Consider the following 15,659-nt stretch of genomic DNA (forward strand, 5'->3'; position numbering starts at 1 on the left):
GGGGGCCGGGGGGCCGGGGGGACACCGAGCCCCCCCCCGGGTGCCCTGAGCCCGTGTCTAAGCCCGCGTCAAGGACAACAGATCCCGCGCCGGCCCCGTAGGCCGGTGCCCCGTAGGCCACACGGCCCGCAGCTCGCGCCGCAGCCGCACCTCGGCCAGCGGAATCTCCACCAGCCGCCGCGCGGCCAGCTCCTCGCCCACCGCAAGCTCACTCAGCACCGCGGGCCCCGCCCCGCTCACCGCCGAGGCCTTCACCGCAGTGGTGGACGACAGCTCGATCAGCGGCCGCGCGAGCCCGCCGAGCGCAGCGTCGAGTACCTGGCGCGTCCCCGACCCCTCCTCCCTGAGGATCAGCGGAGTGGCCGCGAGCTCCGGAGCCCCGAGCGGCTTCCGGCGCCGCGCCCATGGGTGCCCCGGTGCGGTGACGACGATCAGGCGGTCGTGGGCGATGACCGCCGAATCGAGGCCGCTCGGCACGGTGAGGCCCTCGACGAAGCCGAGGTCCGCCTCTCCGGAGAGCAGCCGCTCCGCCACCACTGTCGAGTTGCCCGCGAGGAGCGACACCGCCGTGTCCGGCCGCGCCGAACGCAGCGCGATCAGCCACCCCGGCAGCAGATACTCCGCGATCGTCATGCTCGCCGCGACCCGCAGCCGCGAGTCCCGCCGGTCCCGCAACGCCTGCGCGCCCGCGTCGAACGCCTCCGCCGCCTCCACGATCCGCCGCGCCCAGTCGGTGACGAGCGCCCCCGCGTCGGTGAGCCGCGAACCGCGCGGCGACCGGTCCACCAGCGCCACCCCCAGCTGCCGCTCCATGGACCGGACGCGGCTGCTCGCGGCGGGCTGCGTGATGCCGAGCTCCCGCGCGGCCCGCCCCAGGCTGCCGAGCCGCGCCACGGCGAGCAGCAGCTCAAGCGCCCCGAGGTCCGGCACGCGGTGGGCGAGCGGCGCGCCCGGCGGCGTATCGGAGAACTCGGCGGGATCGACGGGAGAGGGTGACGGACTCATAAGCCCAGGTTATGCCCTCATAGGGAGATCACTCCTGGTGGGGGGCCCGGCGAGCAGGGACCGTGGACGCATGGTCACCGTCGCCCATCCTCAGGCCCCCACGCACAGCGCGCGCCGCAGCGCTCCCACCACCCGTCACCTCGCACCGAACTGGTACGCCGCCGTCATGGGCACGGCGATCATCGCCAACGCGGGCGCGGCCCTCCCCCTCGGCCTCGGTGGACCCGGCCTGCGGACCGCCTGCACGTCGGTCTGGGCGCTCTCCCTGCTGATGCTGGTCGCCCTGCTCGTCGCCCGCACCCTGCACTGGGTGCACCACCGCGACCAGGCCCGCGCCCATCTCCTGGACCCGGCCGTCGCCCCCTTCTACGGCTGTCTCGCCATGGCCCTGCTCGCGGTGGGCGGCGGCGCCGTCCTCGTGGGCGAGGACTGGATCGGCACGGGTGCGGCGGTCGCGCTCGACGCCGTGCTGTTCACGGTCGGCAGCGTCATCGGGCTCACGGTGGCCGTGGCGATCCCGTACCTGATGGTGGTCAGGCACCGCATAGAGCCGGGCCAGGCCTCCCCCGTCTGGCTGCTGGCGATCGTGCCGCCCATGGTGTCCGCCGCCGTCGGCCCCCTCCTCGTACCTCATCTCCCGGCGGGACAGGCACAGGAGACGCTGCTCTTCGCCTGCTTCGCGATGTTCGGCCTGAGCCTGCTCGCCACGCTGGTGATGCTGCCGCTGATCTTCTCCCGCCTGATGACCGGCGGCCCCCTGCCGCTCACCCTCACCCCGACGCTGTTCCTGGTGCTCGGCCCGCTCGGCCAGTCGACCACGGCGGTCAACAAGTTCGCCGACACCGCCGCTTCGGGCGTCGTCCCGGCCCCCTACGAGCAGGGCTTCGCGGTCTTCGCCGTGCTCTACGGCGTACCCGTGATGGGCTTCGCCCTGCTGTGGCTGGCCCTCTCGGCCGCGATGGTGCTGCGGGCCCGGCGCCGGGGCATGCGCTTCGCGATGACCTGGTGGGCGTTCACGTTCCCGGTCGGTACGTGCGTCACGGGCGCCGAGGGCCTGGGCGCGCACACCGGCCTCGCGGTCTACGACTGGCTGGCGGTCGCCCTGTTCATCGCCCTGACGGCGGCCTGGGCGGTGGCCCTCACCCACACGGTGCGCGGCCTCCTCAGCGGAAAGCTGCTCGCAGCGCCCCGCTGAGCACGGCCGGCGCCTGGGCCAACGACGGCCCGTACCACGTCAGATGGCGGCCGCTGACCAGCGCCGCCGGGGCGGGGAACGCCTCGGGGCCGTCCTCGGGTGTGAAGCGGTACGGCTCGTCGGGCAGGACCACCAGGTCGCGGGCCGCTGTCCGCAACTCCTCGAGCGGGATGCGGGGATAGCGCTCGGCATGGGTCGCGTACGCGTTGTCGACGCCGAGGCGGCGCAGCAGGTCCCCGGCGAACGTGTCACGGCCCAGGACCATCCAGGGGCGCCGCCAGATCGGGATCACCGCCCGCAGCCGGGCCTCCGGGACCGGAAGGCGTGCCCACTCCGCTTCCGCCTCGTCGAGCCACCGCGGCCGTCCCGCGCCGCACGCGGTGAGCACCCGGACCAACTCCCGGAAGGCGCCCGGCAGATCGCGTACGTCCGTCACGAGCACCTCGATCCCCGCCGCCCGCAGCTGCGCGAGGTCGGGGGCGCGGTTCTCCTCCTCGTTGGCGATCACCAGGTCAGGGGCGAGCGCGACGATGCCGCGTACGTCCGGGTTCTTCGTGCCGCCGATGCGGGCCACGTCCAGGTCGGCCGGATGGCTGCACCACTCCGTGGCCCCCACCAGCGCGCCCGGCACGGTGACGGCGACCGCCTCGGTCAGGGAGGGGACGAGGGAGACGACCCGCGTACCGGGCATGACAGGGCCTCCCTCAGCGCCGGGCGTCGTCCGTCGCCTCGATGTGGTCGGCGACGGCCACGACGAGGACCTGGCTGTCGGGCACGGTCGCCCGCCAGCGGTGGCGCACACCGCCGGTCAGATACAGGCTGTCGCCGCGGCCGAGCCGGTGTGCCCTGCCCTCCGCCTCGACCTCGACGGCGCCGCCCACGACGTACATCAACTCGTCGTTGCGGTGCTGGAATTCGCGCCCCTCGTCGTGGTCCCCGGTGAACTCGATCGCGTGCAGCTGATGGTGGCCGCGCACCAGATTGCGTACGCGGGCGTCGGGCGAGGAACCCTCACGGTCGCCCTCGTCGGCCCGCACCAGATCGACCGTGCACGCGGGATCGGCGGCGGCGAGCAGTTCGACGTCGGTGGTCAGCAGGGCGTCGGCGACGCGTTGCAGGGAGCGCCTGCTCGGCCGCGCCCGCTCGTTCTCGACCTGGCTCAGGAAAGGCACCGAGAGACCGCTGCGCTCGGCCACCACGGCGAGGGTGAGCTCCAGCTGCCGGCGGCGGCGCCGCACGGCCGAGCCCACTCGGAGGGTTTCCTTCTGCTCGTCCATCGCCTCGGCTCCCTTCTGCGCGTCGGTCCACTCTCACCCCTGTCGGGTTCTCTGCACCCTACGCATGTTCGCCAAACGGTTTTGCCCCGTTGCGAGGACCGCCGCCTACAGCTTGCGCCAGTAGATAAGCTGCCCCGCCTCTCCGGAGGCCGCCCCTTCCCCCGGAATGAACAGGCTGACCAGCAGAGCGGGCCGCCCTTGGGGGTTCGTCAGGAGTGTCGCCGACGGATTGGCGAAGGCTTGGCTGCCGCCGTGCGTGCGGATGGCGAGGCGGTCCGCGCTGCCGCTCGCGGGGTCGTAGGCGTAGGTCCGCCAGCTCCCGAAGTCGCCGCGCCACCGCTGCCCCTCCACGAGGAGCACCCGCCGCCCGTCGAGATCGACGGGCGCCCGGTCGCCGATGTTCCCGCTGTTGCCCCAGGTCTGCAAGGCCCGGTCGAGCCGTCGGTCCGGCTCCGCGTGCCAGTGCCGGAAGCCGGTGAGCGTGGCGCGCAGCTGGCGGTCGGTGTCGCAGCCGGCGCGGTAGTGCCCGGTGAGGTGGATGGTGTCGCCATGTACGGCGGTGATGCTGGGCGTGCCCTCCGCGCACCGCGAGAGGGTGCGCGGCGCGTCGTAGGCGCGTGCCGCGCGCCCCTCGAGCAGCGCGTCCTCGTCGGCGTACGCGCGCACCGCGATGTGGTTCTTCGGGTCCTTCTCGTACGCGAGGACGTATCCACCGCGCCCGTCGTCGGCGAGGGAGGCCTGATGGGTGCCGGGGCCGAAGTCGTGGCGGCGCTGCCAGTGCCGCAGATCGGTGGAGGTGGCGACGGCGGCGTGGAAGCGGCCGTCGACCAGGAGCGTGTGGTAGACGGCCAGATAGCCGCCGTCGGAGCGCTGGATGATCTGCGCGGCGTCCATGGTGCGGCCGGTGCCGTCCCGGGCGTCGTAGCGGTGCCCGTCGGCGGCGCGTACGTCCTCGGCGAGGGCCGCGAGGCGTGCGGTCCCTGAGGACGCGGGGGCGGCGCTCGCGGTCGGCATGCGGGAGATGAGCAGCACCCCGATGAGGGCCAGGGCCAGGGTGACCAGGAGCGGCATGGCCCGGAGGGAGCGGGTGACGGTCACGGGGAAGCGGCTCACTGGGGGTGGACGAGGGGGGCGGGAACCTCACCGAGGTTAGGGACTCGTCCCGTCGGCCGGTACGGAAGGCGGGGTGGGATGCGCCACACGGCACGTCCCACCCCGCCCCTGTCGAGCAGCGTCAGATCGACCGGGTCAGCTGACCCGGTCGTAGTACGCCTTCGCCTTCTTGCGGCACTGCGCGCGCTCCGTCTTGGTCTTGTGCGCCTGGGTGGCGCACTGCCGGTTCATGTCGAAGAGGAACGCCTTGTCGACGCGGCGCTCGTGCTTCGAGCCCGCGAACGCCTTCTTGCCGATCAGTTGCTTGTAGTTGCGGTACCCGAAGTCGTGCCGCGCGCAGGGGAGCCGGAAGTCGAAGCCGCCGGGCTTGTCGTCAAGACGCGTGCACCAGTCGGTGTCCCACCGGAAGTTCCAGCGGTCGACCCCTGCCTTGGCGAGCTTGCGCGTCTTGCGCCAGTCCTTGACGCTCGTCTCCGTGGAGCGGGTCAGCTCGTAGAGACGCCGCATCTTGCCCGGACCGCCCGCCGCCGAGTCGGCGCCGTCGGCCGCGGACGCCGTCACAGCGGGGCTGGGTTCGGGCGTGGCCTGGGCCATGCCCGAACCCGCGACCAGGGCTCCCGCCGCAGCCAGCGACGCGACGGCTATGCGCGTGATGACCATTCTGTTGTTCCCCGTTCATCGATCCTGCTCGACTACCGGCAAGATCGTATGAAGGGCAGGGAACGCTTCATAGTGAATCTTTGTGCACTGCCCCTTAGTGCAAGAAATCCTTTGGTCCGGCCCCGTCAGGACACAACAGGCCGTGGTGGACTATGGCGAGAACCACGGCGTCGAGACGCGTTCCGAGGCCCAGCTTCTCGATGATGCGCGCGACATGAGCCTTCACCGTGCGCTCCGCTATACCGAGCTGCCGGGCGAGAGCGGGGTTGGGCAGCCCGGCACCCAGGAGCAGCAGCACTTCCCTCTCACGGACCGTCAGATCGCTGACGGCCGGCGGCTCCACGGCCGAGTGGAGTGCGGACCGGCACGGACAGTTGGGCTCCAGCCCCTCCAAGGAATCCAGCGTCTCCGTCACTCCGGTGTTCTGCGTCGTCACTCCGATGTTCTGCGTCGTCACTTCGATGGTCACCTTCCCCGTTCCCCGTTCCCCGTTGTCAACTCTCAACACGCACTGTAGGCCAAGGAGTTCGCAGTAGTGAGGCAAAAACGTCATGTCTCATGTGGTGCACATACGGCATCATGACGGGCGTGACCGACGATCTCTCGCGCCGCCTGGTCCCCGATGAACTATGGGAACTGGCCGTCCCATTGCTGCCCGCTTTCGCCGCCCGCCCCCAGGGCGGGGGAACGGCCCCGCACGACGAACGCGCCGTGTTCACGGCGGTGGTGTACGTGCTGACCAGCGGCTGCCCCTGGCGGCAGGTGCCCTCGATGTTCGGCATCCCACCCGCGACGGCCCATCGCCGCTGCACCCGGTGGACCGGTTCCGACCTGTGGCGACGCCTGCGCGACGCGGCAGTGGAGACAGGGGTCGAGCCGGGCTGGGCCGCGGTGATCGCCGACGCGGCGGCGAAGCGTTCGCTCCGTTGACCACGTGAGACGACTGGGCCGCGAGCATTCGTTACATGATCAGAACCTGCTTCCACCCACCGGAACTGGCAGCTGCGCCATGTCTCGACAAGTGACCATCTTCCGGTCCTGTCAGGCGTATTGAGGCGTGTTGAGGCGTGTTGACGAGATTCGAGGCAACGGAGCAGGTTTTTGAGGTTAATCTGAGGTTGCCGCGCGATCGGCGCGCTCTTGCATCCTGCACATTGCGAAAGCGACCAGCATGCCCGAGCCCGTGAACGACCGAGCCCCGCCGACGGCACGCTGCTGTCGGCGGGGCTCAACTGTGCTTCAGTTCCCGGCTACTTCACCGGCTGTTCCACCGGCTGTTCCACCGGCTATTTCACCGGCTATTTCACCGGCGCCATCTTGTCGACGATGCCCGGGTGGGCCTCGACCCACTTCTGCACGCCGTCCGCCTCATGGCCCTTGCCGGCCTTCTGGACGGCCTGCTCGAGACTCATCAGCTCGTCGGGGCTCATGTGCCAGTTCTTCAGCCAGCCGTTGAGCTCCGAGTACTTCTTCGGGAAGCTCTTGTTGGCCAGCGTCTTGATCTGGTTGTTGGCACCCCAGGTCTTCTTGGGGTCCTCGAGCCGCGTGAGGTCGTACTTGTTGTACGCCCAGTGCGGCGACCAGAGCACGACCGCCACCGGCTCCTTCTTCGCGTACGCGCGCTCCAGCTCGGCGAGCATCGAACTCGTGCCCGCGCTGGTCAGGTTGAAGTCGTCCAGACCGTAGGCCGGCATGACCTTGTCCTTGAGACGCGTCATCTGGCCGGTGCCCGGCTCGATGCCGACGATCCTGCCCTTGAACTTGTCCTTGTTCTTGCGCAGGTCGTCCATGGTCTTCACGCCCTTGACGTAGGACGGGACCGCGATCTCGAGCGAGGTCTTGTCGTACCACGCCCCGACGTCGACGAGATCCTTCTTGTACTTCTCCCAGTACTGCTTCTGCGCGACCGGCAGCCAGCCGTCGAGTTCGACGTCGACCTGCCCGGTGGAAAGCCCCGTGAACAGTGGGCCGACGTCGAGCTTGGTGGTCTTCGGCTTGTAGCCGCGCTTCTCCAGGACGTTCTGCCACAGGTACGTGGCGGCGATGCCCTCGTCCCACGCCGGGTAGCCGATGTTCGGCGCGGCGCCGGCCTGCCTGCCCTTCGCGTACGTGTCCTTGGCGACCGGGGCCATCTTGTCGACGATGCCCGGGTTCTTCTTCATCCAGGCCTTGACGCCCTGGTCCTGCTTGCCCTTGCCGGCGTCCTGGATCGCGCCCTCGAGGGAGGTGAGCTGCGCCTCGCTGAGCTTGAAGTCCTTCAGCCACTGCGCGACCTGCGGCTCCTTCTCGGCGAAGCCCTTGCGGCCCAGGGTGTGGATGCCGTCGCCCGAACCGAAGGAACCCTTGGGGTCCTTCAGCTTGGTCAGCTCGTACTTGTCGTACGCCCAGTGCGGCGACCAGAGCGTGACCGCGATGGGCTCCTTCTTCTGGTACGCGCGGTCGAGCTGGGCGAGCATCGCCGAGGTGTTGGACTTGACCAGTTCGTACTTGCCCTTGAGGCCGTAGTCCTTCTGAACCTTGTCGTCGTAGAGCTTCGTCTCACCGGCGCCGGGCTCGATGCCGTAGATCTTGCCCTTGAAGAGGTCGCTCTTGCCCTTGAGGTCGTCGAGCGTCTTGACGCCCTTGACGTACTTGGGCACCGCGATCTCGAGCGAGGTCGGCTTGTACCAGCTGCCGTAGTCCTCGAGCTGGTCCTTGTACTTGCTCCAGTACGGGGCGTGCGTGGCCGGCAGCCAGGAGTTGGTCTGTACGTCGACGCTGCCCTGCGCCTGGCCGTTGTAGAGGGCGCCCACTTCGAGGGCCTTCACGTCGGGCTTGAAGCCACGCTGCTCGAGGACGTTCTTCCACAGGTACGTGGAGGCGGTGCCCTCGGGCCAGTCGATGTAGCCCATATTGATCGTGCGGCCCTGGCCGACGTTCGCGGAGACCTTGGGGCCCTCGTCGTCGTTGCCGAAGATGTTCAGGCCACCGGCGACGAGCGCCAGGACCAGGACACCGACCATGGCGACCGGCGTGGCCGGCTTCCACCGCATGATCTTCAGGCCGCCGAGCGCGGAGTCGGCCTTGGCCAGGGCGCGCCTGCCGAGCGGCGAGACGCGCTGGTTGAGGGCGCCGGTCATGCGGTCCAGGTACATCGCGAGGATGACCACCGCGATGCCGCCCTCGAAGCCGAGCGCGACGTCGACCGAGCTGATGCCGTCGTACACCGTGGAGCCGAGACCGCCACCGCCGACCATGCCGGCGACGACCACCATGGACAGGGCGAGCATGATCGCCTGATTGACGCCCGCCATGATCGTGGGCAGCGCCAGCGGGAGCTGGACGCGCCACAGCGTGTTGCGCGGGTGCGTGCCGAACGCCTCGGCGGCCTCGATCAGTTCCTCGTCGACCTGCCGGATGCCGAGCTCGGCGAGGCGGACGGCCGGCGGCATCGCGAACACGATGGTCGCGACCATGCCGGGGACCGGGCCGACGCCGAAGAAGAAGATGCCCGGGATCAGATAGACCATGGCGGGCATGGTCTGCATGAAGTCGAGCACCGGGCGTATCAGACCGCTGACGGTGCGGTTCTTGGCCGCCCAGATGCCGATCGGCAGCGCGAACACAAAGATGATCACGCAGGAGACGAGCACGAGGGACAGCGTGTTCATCGCCGGTTCCCACTGCTCGATCGAGTCGATCAGCGCGAAGCCGGCGAACGTCGCCGCGGCGGCGACGATCCCGCGCAGCCAGAAGGCGAGCACGGCGAAGATGCCGATGAGGATCAGCGGTTCGGGCGAGGTGAGGACCGCGTTGACGCCGTCGTAGGCGTTCCCGACGACCAGCTTGATGAAGTCGAAGAGCCACTCGCAGTTGTCGCGCAGCCAGTCGACTCCGGAGGCGACCCAGTCGCCGATGTGGATCCTAGGCACTGGCGATCACCTTGCTCTCCTCCGAGGCCTGCACGGCGGGCATCGGCTCGCCGAGCACGGCGAGCAGCCGCTCACTCGGTACGACACCGATGAGCTCGCCCGCGCCGTCGGTGACGGCCACGGCGACGCTGCTGGTGGAGCACGGCGTGAACAGCTCGATGATCGGAGTGTCCGCAGTGACGGTGGCGGGGGCGGCGGCGAGCACGTCCGATGCGGTCTGCAGTTCCTTGCCCTCGGGCGTCTTCGTGCCGTACGCCGTCTCCGGCTCGTCCATGATCGCGCCCGCCGTGAGGACGCGGGCGCGGTCGACGTCCTGCGTGAACGACGCGACGTAGTCGTTGGCCGGGGTCACGAGGATGTCCTCGGCGGTGCCGATCTGGACGATGCGGCCGTCGCGCATGACGGCGATCTGGTCGCCCAGGCGCATGGCCTCGTTCAGGTCGTGGGTGATGAAGACGATGGTCTTCTTCAGCCGCTTCTGGAGCTCGAGGAGCTGGTCCTGCATGTCGCGGCGGATCAGCGGGTCGAGCGCGCTGAACGACTCGTCCATGAGGAGCAGGTCGGCGTCGGTGGCCAGGGCGCGGGCCAGGCCCACGCGCTGCTGCATGCCGCCGGAGAGCTCGTCGGGCCAGGACTTCTCCCAGCCCTTCAGGCCGGCGAGTTCGAGCGCGACCGTGGCGCGCTCCTCGCGCTCGGCGCGCGGCACGCCCTGCACCTCGAGGCCGTAACCGGCGTTCTCCAGGACGCTGCGGTGCGGGAAGAGGGCGAAGTGCTGGAAGACCATGCTGATCTTCTTGGAGCGCACCTCGCGGAGCTCACGGGCGCTCAGCCCGGTCAGATCCTGCCCGTCGAAGAGCACCTGTCCGGCCGTTGGTTCCGACAGACCGTTGAGCATGCGCAGCAACGTGGACTTGCCGGATCCGGAGAGACCCATGACGACGAAGATCTGGCCCGGCTCGACCGTGAAGGAGGCGTCGATGACCGCGGCGGTGGTGCCTTCGGCGCGCAGCTCCTCTCGGTCGGTTCCGTGGCGGAGTTTCTCCACCGCGTCAGTGGGTCGTCTGCCGAACACCTTGTACAAGTGCTCGGCTTGCAGCCTGGACACATACACCTCTCGGGTTGAACCACAACGGCCCGCCTCCCCCGCCGGCGGGCCGTGGAGCGACGCGGGTTCCGCCCGCTTACATGCCCGATGCAATAGTTGAATCATCGACCGGGAGCGCTCCAGATCCGCGCCTGCCCGTGCATACAAGAATCAAACACAGGCGTGTTCCAGTTCACATTTGTTGCATGTTCTGCACTGCGCGGCGCGATGCGCAACGGACCGCGCGCTGTCAGTGCCGTGCGGCATGATGCGAACGTGACTCAGCGAACGCGACGGCTCATGCTGCTCGACACGGCTTCTCTGTACTACCGCGCCTATTTCGGGGTCCCCGACTCCGTGAAGGCCCCGGACGGCACCCCGGTCAACGCGGTGCGCGGTCTGCTCGACTTCATCGCCCGGCTCGTCCAGGACCACCGCCCCGACGACCTGGTCGCGTGCTGGGACGCGGACTGGCGCCCGCACTGGCGGGTCGAGCTGATCCCCTCGTACAAGGCGCATCGCGTCGCCGAGGAGGTCGAGCAGGGCCCGGACGCCGAGGAGACCCCGGACACGCTCTCGCCGCAGGTCCCGATCATCGAGGACGTCCTGGACGCGCTCGGCATCGCCCGCGTGGGCGTGGCCGCGTACGAGGCCGACGACGTGATCGGTTCGTACGCCGCCCGTGCCACCGGCCCCGTCGACATCGTCACCGGCGACCGCGACCTCTATCAGCTGGTCGACGACGAGCGCGGCATCCGCGTCCTCTATCCCCTCAAGGGCGTCGGCAGCCTCCAGCTCACGGACGAGGACTGGCTGCGGGAGAAGTACGGCGTGGACGGCGGCGGCTATGTCGACCTGGCGCTGCTGCGCGGCGACCCGAGCGACGGGCTGCCCGGCGTGCCCGGCATCGGCGAGAAGACCGCCGCCAAGCTGCTCGACGCGTACGGAAATCTGGCCGGAATCATGGCCGCCGTGGACGACCCGAAGAGCAAGCTGACGCCCTCGCAGCGCAAGCGGCTCGACGAATCGCGGCCCTATGTGGCGGTCGCGCCGACAGTGGTCCGCGTCGCGGACGACGTGCCGCTGCCGGACGTCGACCTCGCACTGCCGGGCGAGCCGCGCGATCCGGCGGCCCTGGACGAGTTGGCTGTGCGGTGGGGACTCGGCGGCGCGCTCCAGCGATTGCTCACCACACTCCAGGGGTGAGGTGTTAGCTTAGGTAAGCCTAAGCAACATTTGATCAGGGGAGGCGGCCGCCATGGCAGAACGTCCTGCACGCAAAGCACCGAAGACTCACGAGGCGCAGGTCGTGCGCACCGAGCGCCTCACCCCGCACATGCAGCGTGTGGTCCTCGGCGGCGACGGCCTCGCCGAGTTCACGGCGGGCGACTCCACGGATCACTACGTGAAACTGCTCTTCCCGGCCGAGGGCGCGACGTATCCGGAGCCCTTCGACATGCAGCGGATCCGTGCGGAGTTCCCGCGCGACCAGTGGCCCGTGACGCGTACGTACACGGTCCGCCGGTGGGACCCGAGCGCCCGCGAGCTGGCTCTCGACTTCGTCATCCACGGCGACGAGGGCCTGGCCGGGCCGTGGGCCCAGCGCGTGCAGCCCGGCACCACGGTGCGCTTCCTCGGCCCCGGCGGCGGCTACGCACCCGACACCGCGGCCGACTGGCACCTCCTCGCCGGTGACGAGAGCGCGCTGCCCGCGATCGCCGCCGCGCTCGAGGCGCTGCCCGAGGGGGCCAAGGCGTACGCCTTCGTGGAGGTCGGCGACGCGGACGAGGAGCAGAAGGTCGAATCGGCCGCGGACATCGAGTGGCTGCACCGCGGGCAGCGCCCCGTCGGCGAGGCCCTGGTCGAAGCGGTGCGCTCGCTGAAGTTCCCGGACGGCGACCTGCAGGCGTTCGTACACGGCGAGGCGGGCTTCGTGAAGGAGCTGCGCCGCTATCTGCGCGTGGAGCGCGAGGTGGCGCGCGAGCGGCTCTCGATCTCCGGGTACTGGCGCCTCGGCCACAATGAGGACGGGTGGCAGGCGTCGAAGCGGGAGTGGAACGCGCAGGTGGAGGCCGAGCAGGAGCTGCGCTCGGCTTGAGCGGGGTGGGGTGGCCGCCCCTGTGTGGGTGACGCCGTCGCCGTCCGCCAGCCAGTGGGGGCTTGTCGCGCAGTTCCCCGCGCCCCTGACGGGGCCGTCGCGGGGCCCGTGCCGAAATCCAGTCCCCTCGTCATCGGCCCGCTGTCACGATGAGCCCATGCCCTTCAAGATCTCTGACGTAGTCGCAGCGGGTACGCTCGCCCGGCAGGCACAGCCCACCATTCCCGTCCCCGGCGGCCTCGTCATCCGACCCTGGTCGCCCGATGACGCGCCCGCCGTGTACGAGGCGTTCCAAGACCCGCTGATACAGCGCTGGCACGCGCGGGACGCCGAGTCGGTCGACGAGACCCAGGGCTGGATCGACGGCTGGCGCAGGGCCTGGTCCGAGGAGAAGGACGCGTACTGGGCGATCGCCGACGCCGCCACGGACGAGCTGGTGGGCCGGATCGCGCTGCGCCTGATCGTGCTCGCCGACGGACAGGCCGAAGTCGCCTACTGGACCATGCCGTCGGCTCGCGGCCGTGGCATCGCCCCGCGCGCCCTGACCGCGCTGTCGGACTGGGCCTTCGACGAGGTGGGCCTGCACCGCCTCGAACTCACCCACTCCACGGCCAATGAGGCCTCGTGCCGTGTGGCCCTCAAGACGGGCTTCGAGCCGGAGGGTACCAAGCGCAGCGCGGTCCTCCACGCGGACGGCTGGCATGACATGCATCTGCATGGCCTGGTCAGGGGCGACGAGCCGACAACGCCTTGACCCCGGGCGCGGGCGACACCGGGCCAGGGTCACACGCCCCGTAAGGGGCGCGGGGAACTGCGCGACCAGCCCCCACCGGCCCGCAGATCCATCAGGTCGCCCCGCGAGGCCCCGTACCCTTCACCTTGTGACCCGCAAGCCCCGCATCCCGCCCTCTCCCCTGCCGCAGCGCCGCGGCGTCGACCCCGTGCGGGTCAAGCTGCCGCTCGACGGGGCGTGGGAGACCGTGCGGGATCACCTCGTGGCACGGCTCAAGGCCGGGCCCGGGGTGATCGACGGGATGCTGCGGGACCGGCGGATCGTCGGGGCCGACGGCTTGCCGGTGGCGCCGGACGCGCCCTATGCGCCCGGCGCCTTCGTGTGGTTCCACCGCGATCTGCCGGCCGAGGTCCCGGTGCCGTACGCCATCGAGGTCGTCTACCGCGACGAGCACATCGTCGTAGCCGACAAGCCGCATTTCCTCGCCACCACACCACGCGGCAGCCATGTCACCGAAACGGCGCTCGCCCGGCTCCGCACGGAGCTCGGCCTGCCCACGCTCGGCGCCGCACACCGCCTGGACCGGCTCACCGCGGGCCTCATCCTGTTCACCGTGCGGCCCGCCGAACGCGGCGCCTACCAGACGCTGTTCGGCGAGCGGCGGGTGCGCAAGGAGTACGAGGCCGTGGCGGCGTACGACCCCGCGGCCGAACTCCCCCGCACCGTACGCAGCCACATCGTCAAGGAACGCGGCGTCATCGCCGCCTACGAGGTGCCGGGCGCCGAGCCGAACAGCGAGAGCGAGATCCAACTCGCCGAGCACAACGGCGAGTTGGCCCGCTACCGACTGACCCCGCACACCGGCCGCACTCACCAGCTGCGCCTCCACATGAGCGCCCTGGGGCTGCCGATCCTCGGCGATCCGATCTACCCCGTGGTGCGGGGGCCCGTGCCGCCGGACGATTTCCGGCGGCCGCTCCAACTCCTCTCCCGCGTCCTGGAGTTCACCGACCCGGTCACGGGCGCCGACCACCGCTTCGTCAGCGCGCGCGAGCTCGGCGCCTGGACCGCGTACGACACCTGGCAGGGGTCGGGCGCCCGTCAGTAGCCGCGCCACCAGGTGACGAAGCGCCGCCACGCCCCCTGGCGCGGCACGGTCGCGGCCACCGGCTCCGGTGGCGGCGGCGGCGTGGGCGCCGGCTGGGGCGCGACCGGCGCCGGCTGCGCGGGCCGGGGTGCCGGGGACGACACCTGCCAGTCGTTGCGCGGCCCCGGCACCTTCGCCATCGGCCGGGCCGTCACATCCTGTGGCGGCCGGGGCGCGAAATGCACCGGCAGCGACACCAGATGCCGCGAGAGGATCGACGAGTTCCACCTCAACTCGTGTTCCTCGACGGCGAGTTCCACGTCCGGGAAGCGCATCAGAAGCGCGTCGACGCCGGTGTCGGCGATGGCGCGCCCGATGTCCTGCCCCGGGCACTCGTGCGGACCGCCGCCGAACGCCAGATGGGAGCGGTTGCCCTGCATATTGGCGGCGAGATCCGGGCGTACGACGGGGTCCACGTTGCCCGGCGCGATGCCGAAGATCAGACCGTCGCCCGCCTTGATCTGCTTGCCGCCGAGCTGCGTGTCCTGCTTGGCGAAGTAGCCGACCATGGCACTGAACGGCGGCTCGTCCCACAGGGACTGCTCGACCGCCTCCGTGACGGTCATCTGGCCGCCGCTGAGCTGGGCACGGAAGCGCGGGTCGGTGAGGACCATCCGCAGGGCGTTGGAGATGAGGTTGGCCGTCGCCTCGTACGCGGCGATGAGCACGAGCCGCAGATGGGCGGCGACCTCGTCGTCGGTGAGCCGCTGGGGCTGGGCGATGAGGTTGCTGGTGAAGTCCTCCTCCGCCTTCGCCCGGCGCCGCGCCACCAGGCGCATCAGCGCCTCCATGATGTACGCGTTGCTGGCGATGGCGGTCTCGGTGCCCCTGATCATGTCGCGGGCGGCCTGCACCATCCGCTCGTTGTACTCCTCGGGCATGCCGATGACATGGCACATCACCATCATCGGCAGATGCTCGGCGAACCCCCTCACCAGGTCGGCCTTGCCGTCCTGGCAGATGTCGTTGAGCAGCAGGTTGCTGTAGCGGTTGATGTAGCGGCGGATGCCCCGGTGGTCGAGGCCTCCCATGGCGCCGGTGACCGCGCCGCGCAGCCGCTCGTGCTCGGCGCCCTCCGCGAACGTGGCCATGGGCTGCCAGGTGACGACGGGGGCGAGCGGGTTGTCGGGGCCCATGGAGCCGTCCATGACGGCCCGCCACTGGCGCGAGTCGCGGGTGAACTGCGAGGGGGTGCGCACCATGTGGAGGTTCTCGCTGTGGCCGAGGACCGCCCAGATCGGTACGTCGTTGTGCAGCAGGGCCGGGGCCACCGCGCCGTGTTCGGCACGCAGCTTCTCGTACACGCCTGCTAGGGCGCGTATCGAAAGCGGATCTTGAGGTGAGATGATCTTGCTTCGTGGCACGTGGAGATCTGACGGATACGCAGTGGGCCCGCCTGGAGCCGTTGTTGCCCCGGGGCAAGAAGCCGGGCCGTC

Annotated in this window: 15 protein-coding genes; 6 read left to right on the top strand and 9 right to left on the bottom strand. The window is 70.3% G+C overall.

What is annotated here, in order from left to right; all coding sequences use genetic code 11:
* Positions 1 to 57: 57 nt before the first annotated feature.
* A complete protein-coding gene (locus E2651_RS30495) occupies positions 58 to 1,005 on the bottom strand; it encodes a LysR family transcriptional regulator (protein WP_245239336.1) in 948 nt (315 codons plus the stop codon).
* Positions 1,006 to 1,075: 70 nt separating this feature from the next.
* On the opposite strand from E2651_RS30495, the gene E2651_RS30500 reads away from it, so the two are divergent.
* A complete protein-coding gene (locus tag E2651_RS30500) occupies positions 1,076 to 2,200 on the top strand; it encodes a TDT family transporter (protein ID WP_135334474.1) in 1,125 nt (374 codons plus the stop codon).
* Here the strand turns inward: E2651_RS30500 and E2651_RS30505 are convergent.
* The 5 genes from E2651_RS30505 to E2651_RS30525 form a co-directional block, all read right to left on the bottom strand.
* The gene (locus E2651_RS30505) at positions 2,169 to 2,891 is read right to left on the bottom strand and encodes a helical backbone metal receptor (protein ID WP_135334475.1); all 723 of its coding nucleotides are present in this window, start codon (positions 2,889 to 2,891) and stop codon (positions 2,169 to 2,171) included. The genes E2651_RS30500 and E2651_RS30505 overlap by 32 nt on opposite strands.
* A 13-nt stretch (positions 2,892 to 2,904) precedes the next feature.
* Positions 2,905 to 3,477: an XRE family transcriptional regulator gene (locus E2651_RS30510; RefSeq protein WP_135334476.1), complete on the bottom strand. Its 573-nt coding sequence runs from the start codon at positions 3,475 to 3,477 to the stop codon at positions 2,905 to 2,907.
* 105 nt (positions 3,478 to 3,582) lie between these two features.
* A complete protein-coding gene (locus tag E2651_RS30515) occupies positions 3,583 to 4,575 on the bottom strand; it encodes a hypothetical protein (RefSeq protein WP_245239337.1) in 993 nt (330 codons plus the stop codon).
* Between the two features lie 150 nt (positions 4,576 to 4,725).
* Positions 4,726 to 5,250 (bottom strand): phospholipase A2, encoded by a 525-nt coding sequence (locus tag E2651_RS30520; RefSeq protein WP_135334477.1) that lies wholly within the window; start codon positions 5,248 to 5,250, stop codon positions 4,726 to 4,728.
* A 94-nt stretch (positions 5,251 to 5,344) separates the two neighbouring features.
* Positions 5,345 to 5,803, bottom strand: a complete 459-nt coding sequence (locus E2651_RS30525) for a helix-turn-helix transcriptional regulator (protein ID WP_135334478.1) — start codon at positions 5,801 to 5,803, stop codon at positions 5,345 to 5,347.
* Positions 5,804 to 5,838: 35 nt separating this feature from the next.
* Here E2651_RS30525 and E2651_RS30530 point away from each other — a divergent pair, with 35 nt between their 5' ends.
* The gene (locus E2651_RS30530) at positions 5,839 to 6,180 is read left to right on the top strand and encodes a transposase (RefSeq protein ID WP_167828935.1); all 342 of its coding nucleotides are present in this window, start codon (positions 5,839 to 5,841) and stop codon (positions 6,178 to 6,180) included.
* 368 nt (positions 6,181 to 6,548) lie between these two features.
* On the opposite strand, the gene E2651_RS30535 is transcribed toward E2651_RS30530, so the two are convergent.
* Together E2651_RS30535 and E2651_RS30540 are read right to left on the bottom strand one after the other, a co-directional pair.
* Positions 6,549 to 9,161 carry an ABC transporter permease/substrate binding protein gene (locus tag E2651_RS30535; RefSeq protein WP_135334480.1) on the bottom strand — a complete coding sequence of 871 codons (2,613 nt, stop codon included), beginning with the start codon at positions 9,159 to 9,161 and terminating at the stop codon, positions 6,549 to 6,551.
* The gene (locus tag E2651_RS30540; protein ID WP_135334481.1) at positions 9,154 to 10,266 is read right to left on the bottom strand and encodes a glycine betaine/L-proline ABC transporter ATP-binding protein; all 1,113 of its coding nucleotides are present in this window, start codon (positions 10,264 to 10,266) and stop codon (positions 9,154 to 9,156) included. The genes E2651_RS30535 and E2651_RS30540 overlap by 8 nt, the downstream gene beginning before the upstream one ends.
* A gap of 279 nt (positions 10,267 to 10,545) precedes the next feature.
* Here E2651_RS30540 and E2651_RS30545 point away from each other — a divergent pair, with 279 nt between their 5' ends.
* The 4 genes from E2651_RS30545 (at position 10,546) to E2651_RS30560 (ending at position 14,184) form a co-directional block, all read left to right on the top strand.
* Positions 10,546 to 11,451: a 5'-3' exonuclease gene (locus E2651_RS30545; RefSeq protein ID WP_135334487.1), complete on the top strand. Its 906-nt coding sequence runs from the start codon at positions 10,546 to 10,548 to the stop codon at positions 11,449 to 11,451.
* Positions 11,452 to 11,503: 52 nt separating this feature from the next.
* Entirely contained in the window at positions 11,504 to 12,343 is an 840-nt protein-coding gene (locus E2651_RS30550) for a siderophore-interacting protein (RefSeq protein WP_135334482.1), read from the top strand.
* A 157-nt stretch (positions 12,344 to 12,500) separates the two neighbouring features.
* A complete protein-coding gene (locus E2651_RS30555; protein WP_135334483.1) occupies positions 12,501 to 13,097 on the top strand; it encodes a GNAT family N-acetyltransferase in 597 nt (198 codons plus the stop codon).
* Between the two features lie 127 nt (positions 13,098 to 13,224).
* Positions 13,225 to 14,184 carry an RluA family pseudouridine synthase gene (locus tag E2651_RS30560; protein WP_245239338.1) on the top strand — a complete coding sequence of 320 codons (960 nt, stop codon included), beginning with the start codon at positions 13,225 to 13,227 and terminating at the stop codon, positions 14,182 to 14,184.
* Here the strand turns inward: E2651_RS30560 and E2651_RS30565 are convergent.
* The gene (locus E2651_RS30565; protein WP_245239339.1) at positions 14,178 to 15,587 is read right to left on the bottom strand and encodes a cytochrome P450; all 1,410 of its coding nucleotides are present in this window, start codon (positions 15,585 to 15,587) and stop codon (positions 14,178 to 14,180) included. The two genes, E2651_RS30560 and E2651_RS30565, sit on opposite strands and share 7 nt — an antisense overlap.
* Between the last annotated feature and the right edge of the window lie 72 nt (positions 15,588 to 15,659).

Origin of the sequence: Streptomyces sp. MZ04, assembly GCF_004684775.1 — a bacterium.
Classification (GTDB): Bacteria; Actinomycetota; Actinomycetes; order Streptomycetales; family Streptomycetaceae; genus Streptomyces.

Coding starts and splice junctions, on each gene's coding strand:
- E2651_RS30505 (WP_135334475.1), bottom strand. CDS start 2,891: ATGCCCGGTACGCGGGTCGTCTCCCTCGTCCCCTCCCTGACCGAGGCG.
- E2651_RS30545 (WP_135334487.1), top strand. CDS start 10,546: ATGCTGCTCGACACGGCTTCTCTGTACTACCGCGCCTATTTCGGGGTC.
- E2651_RS30500 (WP_135334474.1), top strand. CDS start 1,076: ATGGTCACCGTCGCCCATCCTCAGGCCCCCACGCACAGCGCGCGCCGC.
- E2651_RS30510 (WP_135334476.1), bottom strand. CDS start 3,477: ATGGACGAGCAGAAGGAAACCCTCCGAGTGGGCTCGGCCGTGCGGCGC.
- E2651_RS30550 (WP_135334482.1), top strand. CDS start 11,504: ATGGCAGAACGTCCTGCACGCAAAGCACCGAAGACTCACGAGGCGCAG.
- E2651_RS30520 (WP_135334477.1), bottom strand. CDS start 5,250: ATGGTCATCACGCGCATAGCCGTCGCGTCGCTGGCTGCGGCGGGAGCC.
- E2651_RS30555 (WP_135334483.1), top strand. CDS start 12,501: ATGCCCTTCAAGATCTCTGACGTAGTCGCAGCGGGTACGCTCGCCCGG.
- E2651_RS30495 (WP_245239336.1), bottom strand. CDS start 1,005: ATGAGTCCGTCACCCTCTCCCGTCGATCCCGCCGAGTTCTCCGATACG.
- E2651_RS30525 (WP_135334478.1), bottom strand. CDS start 5,803: ATGACGTTTTTGCCTCACTACTGCGAACTCCTTGGCCTACAGTGCGTG.